The organism is Crossiella sp. S99.2 (assembly GCF_023094165.1).
Taxonomy (GTDB): Bacteria; Actinomycetota; Actinomycetes; order Mycobacteriales; family Pseudonocardiaceae; genus Crossiella.
Map to the genome: position 1 here is coordinate 120,868 of NZ_JALMDK010000002.1, position 13,850 is coordinate 134,717.

At 70.7% G+C, this 13,850-nt stretch carries 14 protein-coding genes, 1 tRNA gene and 1 other RNA gene; 13 read left to right on the top strand and 3 right to left on the bottom strand.

The window, feature by feature from the left end:
- The first annotated feature begins 16 nt into the window (after nucleotides 1-16).
- Both MZC64_RS06970 and MZC64_RS06975 read left to right on the top strand, forming a co-directional pair.
- Nucleotides 17-2,491 carry an endonuclease/exonuclease/phosphatase family protein gene (locus tag MZC64_RS06970; RefSeq protein ID WP_247761067.1) on the top strand — a complete coding sequence of 825 codons (2,475 nt, stop codon included), beginning with the start codon at nucleotides 17-19 and terminating at the stop codon, nucleotides 2,489-2,491.
- Nucleotides 2,492-2,507: 16 nt separating this feature from the next.
- Complete coding sequence (locus tag MZC64_RS06975; RefSeq protein ID WP_247761068.1) at nucleotides 2,508-2,909, top strand: hypothetical protein; 402 nt, start codon at nucleotides 2,508-2,510, stop codon at nucleotides 2,907-2,909.
- On the opposite strand, the gene MZC64_RS06980 is transcribed toward MZC64_RS06975, so the two are convergent.
- Nucleotides 2,881-3,270 (bottom strand): nucleotide pyrophosphohydrolase, encoded by a 390-nt coding sequence (locus MZC64_RS06980; protein WP_247761069.1) that lies wholly within the window; start codon nucleotides 3,268-3,270, stop codon nucleotides 2,881-2,883. The two genes, MZC64_RS06975 and MZC64_RS06980, sit on opposite strands and share 29 nt — an antisense overlap.
- A gap of 84 nt (nucleotides 3,271-3,354) precedes the next feature.
- Here MZC64_RS06980 and MZC64_RS06985 point away from each other — a divergent pair.
- Nucleotides 3,355-3,439 (top strand) — tRNA-Ser (locus MZC64_RS06985).
- A gap of 175 nt (nucleotides 3,440-3,614) precedes the next feature.
- Nucleotides 3,615-4,256 carry a cyclodeaminase/cyclohydrolase family protein gene (locus tag MZC64_RS06990; RefSeq protein ID WP_247761070.1) on the top strand — a complete coding sequence of 214 codons (642 nt, stop codon included), beginning with the start codon at nucleotides 3,615-3,617 and terminating at the stop codon, nucleotides 4,254-4,256.
- On the opposite strand, the gene MZC64_RS06995 is transcribed toward MZC64_RS06990, so the two are convergent.
- Nucleotides 4,228-4,761 carry a hypothetical protein gene (locus MZC64_RS06995; RefSeq protein WP_247761071.1) on the bottom strand — a complete coding sequence of 178 codons (534 nt, stop codon included), beginning with the start codon at nucleotides 4,759-4,761 and terminating at the stop codon, nucleotides 4,228-4,230. The two genes, MZC64_RS06990 and MZC64_RS06995, sit on opposite strands and share 29 nt — an antisense overlap.
- A 75-nt stretch (nucleotides 4,762-4,836) precedes the next feature.
- Here MZC64_RS06995 and MZC64_RS07000 point away from each other — a divergent pair, with 75 nt between their 5' ends.
- The 3 genes from MZC64_RS07000 (at nucleotide 4,837) to MZC64_RS07010 (ending at nucleotide 7,516) form a co-directional block, all read left to right on the top strand.
- A complete protein-coding gene (locus tag MZC64_RS07000) occupies nucleotides 4,837-5,097 on the top strand; it encodes a Prokaryotic metallothionein (RefSeq protein ID WP_247761072.1) in 261 nt (86 codons plus the stop codon).
- Between the two features lie 14 nt (nucleotides 5,098-5,111).
- Nucleotides 5,112-5,206, top strand: an RNA gene (gene ffs, locus MZC64_RS07005) — signal recognition particle sRNA small type.
- 189 nt (nucleotides 5,207-5,395) lie between these two features.
- Nucleotides 5,396-7,516 carry a DNA polymerase III subunit gamma and tau gene (locus tag MZC64_RS07010; protein WP_247761073.1) on the top strand — a complete coding sequence of 707 codons (2,121 nt, stop codon included), beginning with the start codon at nucleotides 5,396-5,398 and terminating at the stop codon, nucleotides 7,514-7,516.
- On the opposite strand, the gene MZC64_RS07015 is transcribed toward MZC64_RS07010, so the two are convergent.
- Nucleotides 7,513-8,355, bottom strand: a complete 843-nt coding sequence (locus tag MZC64_RS07015; RefSeq protein WP_247761637.1) for an N-acetylmuramoyl-L-alanine amidase — start codon at nucleotides 8,353-8,355, stop codon at nucleotides 7,513-7,515. The two genes, MZC64_RS07010 and MZC64_RS07015, sit on opposite strands and share 4 nt — an antisense overlap.
- A 129-nt stretch (nucleotides 8,356-8,484) precedes the next feature.
- On the opposite strand from MZC64_RS07015, the gene MZC64_RS07020 reads away from it, so the two are divergent.
- From MZC64_RS07020 to MZC64_RS07045, 6 genes are all read left to right on the top strand, one after another.
- The gene (locus MZC64_RS07020; protein WP_247761638.1) at nucleotides 8,485-8,814 is read left to right on the top strand and encodes a YbaB/EbfC family nucleoid-associated protein; all 330 of its coding nucleotides are present in this window, start codon (nucleotides 8,485-8,487) and stop codon (nucleotides 8,812-8,814) included.
- A 16-nt stretch (nucleotides 8,815-8,830) separates the two neighbouring features.
- Entirely contained in the window at nucleotides 8,831-9,439 is a 609-nt protein-coding gene (gene recR / locus MZC64_RS07025) for a recombination mediator RecR (RefSeq protein ID WP_247761074.1), read from the top strand.
- Entirely contained in the window at nucleotides 9,439-10,023 is a 585-nt protein-coding gene (locus tag MZC64_RS07030; RefSeq protein ID WP_247761075.1) for a (d)CMP kinase, read from the top strand. The genes recR and MZC64_RS07030 overlap by 1 nt, the downstream gene beginning before the upstream one ends.
- Before the next feature lie 146 nt (nucleotides 10,024-10,169).
- Nucleotides 10,170-11,858: an ABC transporter substrate-binding protein gene (locus tag MZC64_RS07035; protein ID WP_247761076.1), complete on the top strand. Its 1,689-nt coding sequence runs from the start codon at nucleotides 10,170-10,172 to the stop codon at nucleotides 11,856-11,858.
- Nucleotides 11,859-11,892: 34 nt separating this feature from the next.
- Entirely contained in the window at nucleotides 11,893-12,900 is a 1,008-nt protein-coding gene (locus MZC64_RS07040; RefSeq protein ID WP_247761077.1) for an ABC transporter permease, read from the top strand.
- 11 nt (nucleotides 12,901-12,911) lie between these two features.
- Nucleotides 12,912-13,844 (top strand): ABC transporter permease, encoded by a 933-nt coding sequence (locus tag MZC64_RS07045; RefSeq protein ID WP_247761078.1) that lies wholly within the window; start codon nucleotides 12,912-12,914, stop codon nucleotides 13,842-13,844.
- Nucleotides 13,845-13,850 lie beyond the last annotated feature (6 nt).

The following is a 13,850-nucleotide window of genomic DNA, read 5'->3' on the forward strand; positions in this document are numbered from 1 at the left end:
AGGACAAGAGCTTCGGATGAGCTACCGCCGCCGAGTCTTATTTCCGCTGCTGGCCGCCTCGTGCGTGGCCGCGGCGCTGCCCGCAGGCGCCCTTGCCGCGCCGTCACCCGATGCGCTGATCGCCGAGGTCTACGGCGGGGGTGGCAACACCGGGGCCGTCCTGACGCATGACTTCATCGAGCTGGCCAACCCCGCCACCGCGCCGGTCGAGTTGACCGGCTGGAGCGTGCAGTACCTGACCGCCACGCCCTCGCCCACTTCCCGCTGGCAGGCGACCCCGCTGACCGGGTCGATCGCCGCCGGCAAGCGGTACCTGGTGGCCCAGGCCAAGGGCGCGGGCGGGACCACCGCGCTGCCCGCCGCCGACGCCACCGGCACCCTGGCGCTGGGCGGAGCCGCGGGCACGGTCGCGCTGGTGCACGGCACCGAGGCGCTGACCTGCCTGACCGCGGCCGACTGCGCCGCGGACGCCCGGATCCGGGACCTGATCGGCTACGGCAACGCCGTGGTCAGGGAGAACAACCCGACTGCCGCCACCGCGAACGCCACCTCGGCCGCCAGGACCGCGCTGACCGACACCGACGACAACGCCGCGGACTTCGCCGTCGGCGAGCCGACGCCGGTCAACAGCAAGGGCGAGGGCCCCGGCGGGGGTGAGCCCGGTCCGCAGCCGCAGGCCGCGCGGATCCACCAGGTGCAGGGCAACACCCGGGTCTCGCCGTTGCGGGACAAGCCGGTGCAGGTGCCCGGCGTGGTCACCGCGGTGCGCTCGTTCGGTTCCGCGCGTGGGTTCTGGGTGCAGGACCCGAGTCCGGACGGCGATCCGCGCACCAGCGAGGGCCTGTTCGTGCACAACGGCTCGATCACCCCGGCGGTGGCCGTCGGCGACGACGTGCTGGTCACCGGCACTGTCACCGAGTTCTACCCGACCGCAGGCGGCGAGGACCCGCGCAGCACGCCGAACCAGTCGGTCACCCAGCTCACCAAGGCCAGCTGGACCGTGCGTGGCAGCGGGAAACCGTTGCCGGAAGCGGAAATCCTCCGGCCGGACACTGTGCCCGCCGCGCTGACCGCCACCCCCGGCGGCAGCATCGAGGCGCTGCCGCTGGAGCCGGCCAGGTACGCGCTGGACTTCCTGGAATCCCGGGAGGGCATGCGGCTGCGGGTGCAGGACGCCAGGGTGGTCGGCGCCACCGACGGCTTCAACGCGTTGTGGGTCACCAGCAAGCCCGCGCAGAACAGCACCATGCGCGGCGGCACCGTGTACCCCTCCTACACCGACGCCAACACCGGCCGGATCAAGGTCGAGTCGTTGCTGCCCTTCGCGCAGCGGCCCTTCCCCAAGGCCAACGTGGGCGACCAGCTCAAGGGCGTCACCGAGGGGCCGCTGGACTACAGCCGGTTCGGCGGTTACGTGCTGCAGGCCAGCGCGCTCGGCGAGCACCTCGCCGGGAACCTGCCTCGTGAGGTCACCCGCAAGCAGCGTGAGCACGAGCTGGCGGTGGCCACCTACAACGTGGAGAACCTCTCGCCCGCCGACCCGCAGGCCAAGTTCGAGGCGCTGGCCAACGGCGTCGTCCGGCACCTGGCCAGCCCGGATGTCGTTGTGCTGGAGGAGATCCAGGACGACAACGGTCCGGCCAACGACGCCGTGGTCTCGGCCGATGCCACGCTGAAGAAGTTCACCGAGGTGATCGCCGCGGCCGGTGGGCCGAAGTACGAGTGGCGGCAGATCAACCCCAACGACGACCAGGACGGCGGCCAGCCCGGCGGCAACATCCGGGTCGGCTTCCTGTTCAACCCGGCCCGGGTGTCCTTTGTGGACTGTCCGGGTGGGGACGCGAACACCCCGGTCAAGGTGGTCAAACAGCACGGCAGGGCGGCGCTGTCGGTCTCACCTGGCCGGATCGAACCGGCTGACGGGGCGTGGGCGAACAGCCGCAAGCCGCTGGTCGGCGAGTTCCGCTTCCCGGCCCGAGGACCGTTGGCGCGCACCGTGTTCGTGGTGGCCAACCACTTCGCCTCCAAGGGCGGGGACCAGCCGCTGCACGGCCGGATCCAGGAGCCGAACCGGAGTTCGGAGCTGCAGCGGGTCAAGCAGGCCGTGCTGTTGCGTGGTTTCGTCGACTCGCTGCGCGCGGTGGACAAGGACGCCAACCTGGTCGTCGCGGGCGACCTCAACGACTTCCTGTTCTCCCCGACGCTGACCACCCTGCTCAACGGTCCGGCGCTGCACGCGCCCATGAACGACCTGCCGCCCGGCGAGCGCTACAGCTACGTCTTCGACGGCAATTCGCAGACGCTGGACCACATCCTGGTCAACCGCAAACTGGACCGGCGGGTGGACTACGACGTGGTGCACATCAACGCCGAGTTCCACGAGCAGGCCAGCGACCACGATCCGCAGCTGGTCCGGTTCCGCCCGCGCACCGGCCTGCCACTGGTCGACGCGCTGGAGGACCTGATCGATTGTCTGCAACCGAAGAAGTGAGCGGGGAGGGAATCGGATGCGGGTGCGGGCTCAGCTCGGCGTCGCCGGACTGCTGGTCCTGCTGGGGGTGCTGGTCATCGCGGCGCCGCTGGACGGACCCATGGTGGTCGAGGGCACGCTGATCGAGTTCGGCCCGCACCGCCCCATCCCGACCGCGATCGACCTGGCCGGGCTCGCGGTGTGCGCCGCGGGCCTGGCCTGGTTGCTGGTGCTGCTGATCCGCTACCTGCCCGCGATCCGCCGCTGCCTGGGCGAGCGCACCGTGTTCAGCGCGGGCCTGGTCGCCGGCTTCGGCTTCGGCCTGCTGCTGTGCGCGACCGCGACCGGCCTGCCCGGCTGGTGGATCGTGGGCGGCGCCCTGGTCGGCACCGTGCTGGTGGTGCTCTCGATCAGTCTTGCGCTGCGGGCCCCGGACTGACCCCGGGCAGCCGGGTGTACTTGGTCAGCTCGCTGCGCCCCTTGACCAGCTCCACCGGGTAGCGGGCCGCGTTCACCGCGCCCTTCTCCCGCATCGCCGCCACCAGGTCCACGTCCAGCACGGTGGCCAGCCGCAGCAGGTAGGACAGCACGTCGGCCAGTTCGTGCCGGACCCGCTCGGCCTGCTCTTCCCGGCTCATCACCTGCCACGCCTCGTCCTCGGTGAGCCACTGGAAGATCTCCGCCAGCTCGCCCACCTCGCCGACCAGCGCCATGGCCAGGTTCTTCGGCGTGTGGAACCGATCCCAGTCCCGCTCGGCCACGAACTGGGCCACCATCGCCTGCAACTCGCTGATCTCCACCGCCCGAGTCTAGAACCGGCCCGTCCGCGACCCGCTGACCTGCCGTTTTGGCTGGTCAAACCTGGCTGGAGTAAGGTTCTCGACGGAGGATTCGCATAGTGGCCTAGTGCGCACGATTGGAAATCGTGTTGGGATAAAACCCTCGGGGGTTCAAATCCCCCATCCTCCGCTCAGGCCAGCGGCCCCGGACGTCACGAACGTCCGGGGCCGCTGCCGTTGGCCGGTCAGGGCAGGACAGTGACCACTCGTAGACATGAGGAGAACCCCCCATTGCCCTTACGCCCGATGGGGTGATCGACTGCATCCGTCCGGTTGACTGGGGTCAGGCAGGAGGAGTGCCCGGGTTGCGCACCGAACAGGTTGAGGACTGGTTGTCCCGGCTGGCTTCGGCCGGGCCCGCGCCCGGAGGGGGTGCGGCGGCCGCGATGCACGCGGCGATGGCGGCGGCGCTGGTGGAGATGGTCTGCAACTTCACCGTGGGGCGGCCGAACTACGCCGAGCACGAGTCGCTGGTCCGGCGGGTGTGCGAGGAGGCGACGGAGCTGCGGCGGCAGGCGGTGGAGCTGGCCGACGCGGACGCGCGCGCCTTCACCGCGGTGACCGAGGCGTACAAGCTGCCCAAGGACTCCGAGCACGACCGGATGACGCGCAGCGCGGCCATCCAGGGCGCGCTGGTGATGGCCGCGGCGGTGCCGGTGCGCACCGCGGAGGTGGCCTCCCGGGTGCTGGAGCTGGTCGAGCGGATCATCGGGCGGTCCAACGCCACGGTGCTCTCCGACCTGGCCGTGTCCGCCTCCTCGGCGGGGGCGGCGCTGGCCTCGGCCTCGGTGCACGTGGAGGTCAACCGGGCCTCGATCAACTCACCCGAGGTGGCCGACCGGCTCGGGGACGCGGTGGCCAGGATCGAGAAGGCCATCGAGTCCGCGCACCGGATCTCCACCGACGTGCGGGTGCGGATCAGCCGGGCAACCCCAGTGGCTCGGTGATCCGCAGCTCCTGATCCAGCAAGCGCACCAGCTCGTCGGCCCGCTCCGGCGGCGCCCAGTTCGGCACCAGGCCGAGGAAATCGGTCAGGTCACGCTGCACCGCCAGCAGCAGGGCGGGCAGTGCCGCGGCGGGCAGGTCGATGCGGGCCGGGGCCGGGTCGCGGTCCACGTGCACCTGGACCACGCCGTCGCGCAGTTCGGCCCAGGAGTCCGGGGAGTGGCCCAGGTTGGCCTTGTGGCCGGTGAGCACGGCGGCCCAGTCCGTCCATGCCTCCAGTCCGCAGCAGCAGCTCGGCTCGATCACCGCGCCGGTGGCCGGGTCGGTGACCAGCAGGCCGCCGGCGACCACGATCCCGTCGGAGTCCAGCAGCGCGGTCAGCGGATCGGCCTCGTCGTCGAGGTAGCCGGCCATCCGGGTGAGCACCTGGTCCAGCTCGGCCGGGGTCAGGCTGCCGGAGATCGGCAGGAAGCTCAGGTCGTCGAGTTCGATCACCGGTCGCAGCACCTGGCCAGTCTGCGCGGGTTCACTCCTTCGGGCACTCCAATTGCCGGTGCCCAGTGGCGGGGGGAAGCTGCGCGCATGGCGAACTGTGACGTGTGTGGCAACGACTACTGGATGTCCTTCGAGGTCCGCACGGTCGGCGGCGGCGTGCACACCTTCGACTCGTTCGAGTGCGCCATCCAGCGGCTGGCGCCCCACTGCGAGCACTGCGGCTGCCGGGTGATCGGGCACGGGGTGGAGGTCGAGGGCCGGTTCTTCTGCTGCGCGCACTGCGCCCGAAGTGGGGCTTCGGGCCTGGGCGCCCAGATTCGGGACACCGTGGGCGCGCGGCCCAACTGACCCGCTACACTGTCCATGGACCTCATGCGGCGTCCATCCTGTGAACCTCCCCAGGGCCGGAAGGCAGCAAGGATAAGCGGGCTCTGGCGGGTGCGTGAGGTCCCCTTTTTGTCTGCTCGGCCTTTGGCCTTCGCAGAATTCCTTGTGTTGACCCGGGGGCCGAGCCCCCGGACCCCCACGGTGCGGCCGGTGCCGAACCAGCGTGGTCGCGCTGGTCGGTGTTGGGGCCGCTGTGGCCGCTGGCGGCCGTTGGCCGCCGCGGCGGAGCTGTCGGTGGGGGCCGGTAAGGTCTCGACCCGTGGCACTCGCCCTTTACCGCAAGTACCGTCCGGCGACCTTCGCCGAGGTTGTCGGGCAGGAGCATGTCACCGAGCCGCTGCGTACCGCGCTGGCCGCAGGCCGGGTCAACCACGCGTACCTGTTCTCCGGCCCGCGTGGCTGTGGCAAGACCTCCTCCGCCCGGATCATGGCCCGCTCGCTGAACTGCGAGCGCGGGCCGACACCTGACCCGTGCGGGGTGTGCAACTCCTGCGTGAACCTCGCGCCGGAGGGGGCCGGCAGCGTGGACGTGGTCGAGCTGGACGCGGCCAGTCACGGTGGTGTGGACGACACCCGTGAGCTGCGCGACCGGGCCTTCTACGCGCCCGCCGAATCGCGCTACCGGGTATTCATCATCGATGAGGCGCACATGGTCACCACGCAGGGCTTCAACGCCCTGCTGAAGATCGTGGAGGAGCCGCCGGAACACCTGATCTTCATCTTCGCCACCACCGAGCCGGAGAAGGTGCTCGGCACCATCCGCTCCCGCACGCACCACTACCCGTTCCGGCTGATCCCGCCGGGGGCGATGCGCGCGCTGATCGAGCGCAACTGCGTCGCCGAGGGCGTCTCGGTGGAGCCCGCGGTGTTCCCGCTGGTCATCAGGGCCGGTGGCGGGTCGGCGCGGGACACCCAGTCGGTGCTGGACCAGTTGCTGGCCGGGGCCGGGCCGGGTGGGGTCACCTACGACCGGGCGATCGCGCTGCTCGGGGTCACCGATGTGGCGCTGATCGACGACGCGGTGGACGCGCTGGCCGCGGGCGACGGGGCCGAGGTGTTCGGCGTCATCGACCGGCTGGTCGAGGCCGGGCACGATCCGCGCCGCTTCGCCGCCGACCTGCTGGACCGGCTGCGTGACCTGGTGCTGCTGGCCGCGTTGCCCGAGGCCGCCCAGCGCGGGCTGATCGACGTGCCCGAGGAACAGCTCACCCGGATGTCGGCGCAGGTCGAGCGGCTCGGGCCGGGCACGTTGACCCGGTTCGCCGAGATCGTGCACACCGGGCTGACCGAGATGCGCGGGGCCACCGCGCCCCGGCTGGTGCTGGAACTGCTCTGCGCGCGGATGTTGCTGCCCTCGGTCTCCGACGCCGAATCCGCGCTGCTGCAACGACTTGAGCGACTGGAACTTCGGGCCACGGTCGTCGCACCGGTCTCGGCGGCGGAGGCCGGACTGCCGGCCGCGGTCGCCCAGGCCCCGGCCGCGCAGGCTCCGGCTGTGCCAGCTCCGGCGGTGCAGGCCGCGGGGGCGCCCGCGGGGGACCGGCCGACCTTCCAGCGGCGCTCGCGGCAGCCGGAGGCCCCGGCCGCCGAGTCGCCCGCCCAGGCCCCGCCCGCCCAGCAGCGTCCGGCTCAGCCGCCCGCCGCCGCGGCGCCCAGCGCGCCGCCGCCGGCCGAGGCGCCGGCCCAGCGGCCCGCCGCTCCGGCTGAACCGCCCGCTGCTTCTTGGCCCGCAACGCATTCCGCGGAAACGCAGGACAGCGCCCCGCCCGCGGCCCAGCCTGGTGTGCCGGCCGCGGCGCCGACGGTGGCCGCCGGTGGGCTGGACGCCGCCGCGCTCCGGCGGGTCTGGTCCGAGCTGCTCGCCGCCGTGCGCGGCAAGAGCCGCAGCACCGAGGCGATGCTGACCAACGCCACCGTGCAGTCGGTGGACGGTGAGACCGTGGTGCTCACCCACACCGCCGAACCGTTGGCCCGCAGGCTCTCCGACAGCCGCAACGCCGAGGTCATCGCCGAGGCGCTGACCAGCGTGGTCGGCGGTCGCTGGCGGGTCACCTGCGTGCACGGCGACGCCGCGCCCGCCGCGCCCAGCGGTGGCAACGGCGCCGCCCGCCCGGCCCAGCCCAAGCAGCCGCTGACCCGGCCCAGCCAGGGCAACCGGCCGGTGGCCGAGCCCGCCCCGGCGCCCGCGCCCGCCCCGGCCCCGTTGCCGGAGCCGGACATCCCGTTGCCGCCGGAGCCCGATGAGCCGGAGGACACCGAGACGATGATCGCCGAGTCCACCGCGCTGGACGAGTCGGTGGTGATCCGCAACAACCACGAGGAAAGCACCATCGCGCTGGTCACCCAGCACCTCGGGGCCCGGCGGATCGAGAAGGGCTAGGCCAGGTACCGCAGCAGGCCCTCGGCGATCGCGCTGGCGTACTTCTGCCTGCCCTCGGGGCTGGCGGCCAGCGCGGCCTCGGTGGCGTCGCGCATGTTCGCGCACTCGACCATGATCGCCGGGCGGGTGGACAGGTTCAGGCCCGCGATGTCGTCGCGGCCGTTCAGCCCGGCCTTGCCGGTGTAGTTGGACAGCGGGATGCCGCCGTCCCGCATGGCGTCCCGGACCGCGCCGGCCAGCTTCGCCGACGGCGTGCCCTGGGCCGGGTTCAGCGGCGGGTTCGAGTAGATGATGTGGAAGCCGTGGTGGCCCGCGGTGGTGGAGCCGTCGGAGTGGATGGAGACCACCGCGTCCGCGTTGGCCCGGTTGCCGATCTCGGCCCGCTCGTTCACGCACGGGCCCACGCCGGTGTCGTTGGGGCGGGTCAGCTCCACCCGCACGCCCTTGGCGGTCAGCGCGTTCCTGACCCGGTTGGCCACGTCCCAGGTGAAGGCGTGTTCGGTGTAGCCGGCGTTGGTCTGGGTGCCGGTGGTGTTGCACGGCTTTCCCTTGCCCCGCCCGGCCGGCACCGGCTTGTTGATCACCGCCGGGTTCTTGCTGTTGCCGCCGTTGTGGCCGGGGTCGAGCACCACGACCTTGCCCTTGGCCGGTGGTGGCGGCTGCTCGCTGGCGGAACTCGGCGGCGGCGCGCTGCTCGGCGGGGCTGCCGGGGTGCTGGATTCCGGTGGGGTGGTGGCCTCCGTGCTCGTGGCGGGAGTGGTGCCGGAGGTGGCGGCTGGTTCGCCGTTGCCGCAGGCGACCAGGGCGGTCACGGCCAGCGCCAGGGCCAGCGGAGTCATCAGGGAGGCACGGTGCACACCCCCCAAGGTGCCAGACACCGCGCGGCTACCCTGGTCACCACGCCAGGAACGGCGCGGGTGACGGCCCGCGCAGCGAGAGGAGCCCCCGTGCTACCCGGCCAGCCGAACATGCAGCAGATCATGGAGCAGGCGCAGCGCATGCAGGAGCAGCTCATGACTGCCCAGCAGGAGCTTGCCGAGGCCGAGGTGACCGGCACCGCCGGTGGCGGCCTGGTCCAGGCCACCGTCGCGGGCACCGGCGAGCTGAAGGCGCTCACCATCGACCCCAAGGTGGTCGACCCCGAGGACACCGAGACCCTGGCCGACCTGGTGGTGGCCGCGGTGCGCGATGCCAACCGCGCGGTGGCCGAGCTGACCGCGCAGAAGATGGGCCCGCTGGCCGGTGGACTCGGCGGCGGACTGGACCTGGGCGGCCTCGGCCTGCCCGGCGGTCTGTAGCCGGAACAGGACGGCTGTGTACGAAGGACCGGTACAGGACCTGATCGACGAACTCGGGCGGCTGCCCGGGGTCGGGCCGAAGAGCGCCCAGCGGATCGCCTTCCACCTGCTCGCCGCCGAGCCCGCGGACATCTCGCGGCTGCAGGAGGTGCTGCAGAAGGTCAAGGAGGGCGTGCAGTTCTGCGAGATCTGCGGCAACGTTTCTGAGGAGACGACCTGCCGCATCTGCAAGGACTCCCGGCGCGATGTCAGCCTGGTGTGCGTGGTCGAGGAGCCCAAGGACGTGCTCGCGGTGGAGCGCACCCGGGAGTTCAAGGGCCGCTACCACGTGCTCGGCGGCGCGCTGGACCCGTTGTCCGGCATCGGTCCGGACCAGTTGCGCATCCGGGAGCTGCTGCGCCGGATCGGCGGCGACGAGGGCGGGGTGCAGGTCGCCGAGGTGATCATCGCGACCGACCCGAACACCGAGGGCGAGGCCACCGCCACCTACCTGGTGCGGATGCTGCGTGATTTCCCCGGTCTCACCGTCACCCGGCTCGCCTCTGGGTTGCCGATGGGCGGTGACCTGGAGTTCGCCGACGAGCTGACCCTGGGCCGCGCGCTCTCCGGCCGCCGCGCGATGTAGTGCACGGAGCAGAAATCGAGCAGGCAGCCGGGCTGCTGCTGGCCGCGCCACCGCGGCTGGGCGCGGTCCGGCTGCTCGCTATTGACGGTCCCTCCGGCTCCGGCAAATCCACCCTGGCCGACGCGCTGGCCGCTGTGCTGCGCGAGCGTGACCACCACACCGCGCTGGTCCGCTCCGATGAATTCGCCACCTGGGACGATCCGGTCGCCTGGTGGCCGCGGCTGGTCGACGGCGTGCTGGAACCGTTGCGCCGTGGCGAATCCGGCCGCTACCAGCGCACCGCGTGGACCGGCGGCCACCCGCACCCCGGCGAGTGGATCACCTTGCCGGCGCCGGAGATCCTGCTGCTGGAGGGCGTCTCCACCGGCCGTCGCAGCCTTGCCCCGCTGTTGTCCGCGCTGGTCTGGGTCGAGCTGGCCGATCCCGGCCGGCGACTGGAACGCGCGGTGACCAGAGATGGCGACATGTGCCGTAACCCACTGCTCCGCTGGCAGCGCTTCGAACGGGGGTGGTTCGGTGTGGACGACACGCGCGAACGCGCGGATCTCCGGGTGAACGCGGACGGTCACCGCAAGATCGGGTGAAACCCTCGTAAAACTCCGTAGAATTCACCCGACCTGATGACGGCTGACGTGGCCGTATCGTGACCTTCGCATTGTCGGTAGGGCCACATGGACGGGTTAGTGTCGGCGACCACACCATGTGACATCGGACCCATGAGGTGCGCGAGATGCCCAAGATTGACATGACACGGGGGTCGACGCTGCGCAAGCTGACCATTGTCGGCGTCGCCAGTATCACCGCCCTGTCCCTGGCTGCGTGCGCGCAGTCCCAGCGGGACCCGGGCAACCAGGGGGGCAAGACCGGCGGGACCATGACTTTCGGCGCCGAAGGCAAGCCGAAGTTGTTCGACCCGTTCTACGCCACCGACGGTGCCACGTTCCGTATTTCCCGGCAGGTCTTCGAGGGCCTGGTCGGCTTCAAGCTGGGCTCGGCCGAGGCCGGACCCGAGCTGGCCACCAAGTGGGAGTCCAGCCCGGACGGCAAGTCCTGGACCTTCACCCTCAAGCAGGGCGTGAAGTTCCACGACGGCACCGACTTCAACGCCGAGGCGGCCTGCTTCAACTTCAACCGCTGGTACAACCAGAAGGGCGCCGGGCAGTCCAGCTCGGTCTCCGAGTACTGGGTGGACAACTTCGGCGGCTTCGCCGACGGCGCCAAGCCCTCGCTGTTCAAGTCCTGCACCGTCAAGGACGCGCAGAACATCGTGGTCGAGCTGACCGGCGCGTCCTCGAAGTTCCCTGACGTGCTCGGCCTGCCGTCCTTCTCCATGCAGAGCCCGACCGCGATGAAGAAGTACAACGCGGACAACGTGGTCGCGCAGGGTGAGAGCTTCGTCTTCCCCGAGTACGCGCTGAAGCAGCCGACCGGCACCGGCCCGTTCAAGTTCGTCAACTACGACACGACGAACAACCTCATCGAGCTGGGCCGCTTCGACGGCTACCACGGTGACAAGGCCAAGCTGGACAAGCTGAACTTCAAGGTCATCGCCGACGAGACCGCGCGCAAGCAGGCGCTGCAGAGCGGCGACATCGACGGCTACGACTACCCGGCGCCCGCCGACTGGGCCAAGCTGAAGAGCGACGGCTTCCAGGTCGTGCCGCGGGACGCGTTCAACGTCATGTACCTGGGCATCACGCAGAAGAACAACGCGAAGCTGCAGGACTTCCGGGTGCGCAAGGCCATCTCGATGGCGATCAACCGGGAGCAGCTGGTCAAGTCGCAGCTGCCGGAGACCGCCACGGTCGCCACCCAGTTCATGCCCAAGATCGTCCAGGGCTACAACCCGAACGTGAAGCCGATCGAGTACAGCCCCGACAAGGCCAAGGCACTGCTGGCCGAGGCGGGCGCGAGCAACCTCGAGGTCAACTTCTGGTGGCCCAGCGAGGTCACCCGGCCGTACATGCCGAACCCGCAGGACATCTTCGGCGCGATCGCGGCTGACCTGCGCAACGTGGGCATCAAGCTGAACGTGGTCACCAAGCCGTGGAACGGCGGTTACCTGACCGAGGTCGACCAGGCCAAGGCGGACCTGTTCCTGCTCGGCTGGACCGGCGACCAGAGCGCCGCGGCGAACTGGATCGGCACCTTCTTCGGCAACGCGGAGAACCGCTTCTACACCAAGTCCTCCCCGTGGGGCGAGGACCTGGCCAAGCGGCTGGACGCGGCGGATGTGACCCCGGACAAGGCCGAGCGCGAGAAGCTCTACCAGGAGCTGAACCGCCAGATCGTGGAGGAGTACCTGCCCGCGGTCCCGCTCTCGCACTCCCCGCCCGCGTTCGTGCTCAAGAAGGACATCAAGAACCTGACGCCCAGCCCGCTGACCGCCGAGGAGTTCAGCCCCACTACCAAGGGCTGAGCTGCTACTCCCACCACGAAACAGGATCTGACAGGTGCTCCGCTACACCGTGCGGCGGCTCCTCCAGCTCGTCCTCGTCGTCGGTGTGCTCTCGCTGCTGCTCTTCGCCTGGCTGCGTTCACTTCCAGGAGGGCCGGTCTCGGCCCTCCTGGGGGAGCGCGGCACCGAGGAGTCGCGGCGGGAGCTCACCGCGTTGCTGGGGCTGGACCAGCCGATCTACGTGCAGTACTTCAAGTTCCTCGGTCGCGCCCTCTCGGGTGACTTCGGCACCTCGCTCGGCGTGCAGCCGGGCACCACGGCCGTCGACCTCTTCCTGGAACGTTTCCCGGCCACGCTGGAGCTGAGCTTCTGCGCGATCGTGCTCGCGATCGCGGCAGGCATCCCGCTCGGCTACCTCGCGGCCCGGCGGCGCGGCCGCTGGTTCGACAACGTCGGCGTCATCGGCTCGCTCATCGGCGTGGCCGTGCCGGTCTTCTTCCTCGCCTTCGTGCTCAAGCACATCTTCGCGGTCGAGCTGCAGTGGCTGCCCTCGGCCGGGCGGCAGGACGACATCAGCGCCACCCGCGTCACCGGGTTCTACGTCTTCGACGGGATCATCACCGGTGAGTGGGACGCGGTCTGGAACTCACTCGAGCACCTGATCCTGCCCTCGCTGGCGCTGGCCACCATCCCGTTCGCGGTGATCTTCCGGATCACCAGGGCGGCGGTGCTGGACGTGCTCGACGAGGACTACGTGCGGACCGCCGAGTCCAAGGGCCTGACCACCCAGGTGGTGCGGCGCAGGCACGTGCTGCGCAACGCGATGCTGCCGGTGGTCACCACGATCGGCCTGCAGACCGGCGCGTTGCTGGCGGGGGCGGTGCTGACCGAGAAGGTCTTCTCCTTCCCCGGCCTCGGCGAGGCGCTGGCACTGGGCTTCGAGCGCCGGGACTACCCGGTGCTCCAGGTGCTGATCATCGTGGCCGCCATGGTCTACGTGTTCGTCAACCTGCTCGTCGACCTCTCGTACGCGCTGATCGACCCGCGCGTGCGGACCCGCTGAGAGGAGGGGACATGCCAAGCAAGACCAAGATCGACGATCTGGCGTCCTCCACCGCGGAGACGCAGGTGGACACCGGCGTCAGCCTGGCCGCCAGCGCTTGGCGGCGGCTGCGCCGCAACCCGGTCTTCCTGACCGGCGCCGTGATCATCCTGCTGTTCGTGCTGATCGCGTTGCTGGCCCCGCTGCTCGCCCCGCACGACCCGGCCGCGCGCATGCTGGCTGACCAGGTCATCAAGGCGCGCAACGAGATCCCGCCGGCCCAGCCCGGCCACCTGCTGGGCGGTGACCTGCAGGGCCGGGACTTCTTCTCCCGGTTGCTGGTCGGTTCCCAGCAGACCCTGCTGGTCGGCGTGCTGGCCACGGTGATCGGCCTGATCGGCGGCCTGATCATGGGCACGCTGGCCGGTGCGCTGGGCGGCTGGGTGGACTCGCTGGTCATGCGCGCGGTGGACGTCATGCTGTCCATCCCCAGCCTGCTGCTGGCGGTCTCCATCGGCCTGTTGTTCACCCAGGCCAACCAATTCACCGTGATCCTCGCGGTGGCGATCGTGCAGATACCCATCTTCGCCCGATTGCTGCGCGGTTCGATGCTGGCGCAACGACACAGCGACCACGTGCTGGCCGCGCGGGCGCTGGGCGTGAAACCGGCCGCCATCGTGTTCCGGCACATGCTGCCCAACTCGCTCGGCCCGGTGATCGTGCAGTCCACCCTGGTGCTGGCGGTGGCCATCATCGACGCGGCGGCGCTGTCCTTCCTCGGCCTTGGCAACCCCGATGACAACATCCCGGAGTGGGGCCAGATGCTCGGCGGCTCCCAGACGGTGATCGACAGTCACCCGGGGCTGGCGTTCTGGCCTGCCGGCTGCATCGTCGTGGTCGCGCTCGGCTTCACCCTGATGGGCGAGTCGCTGCGCGATGCCCTCGATCCCAAGAACAGGCGGTGAATCCCC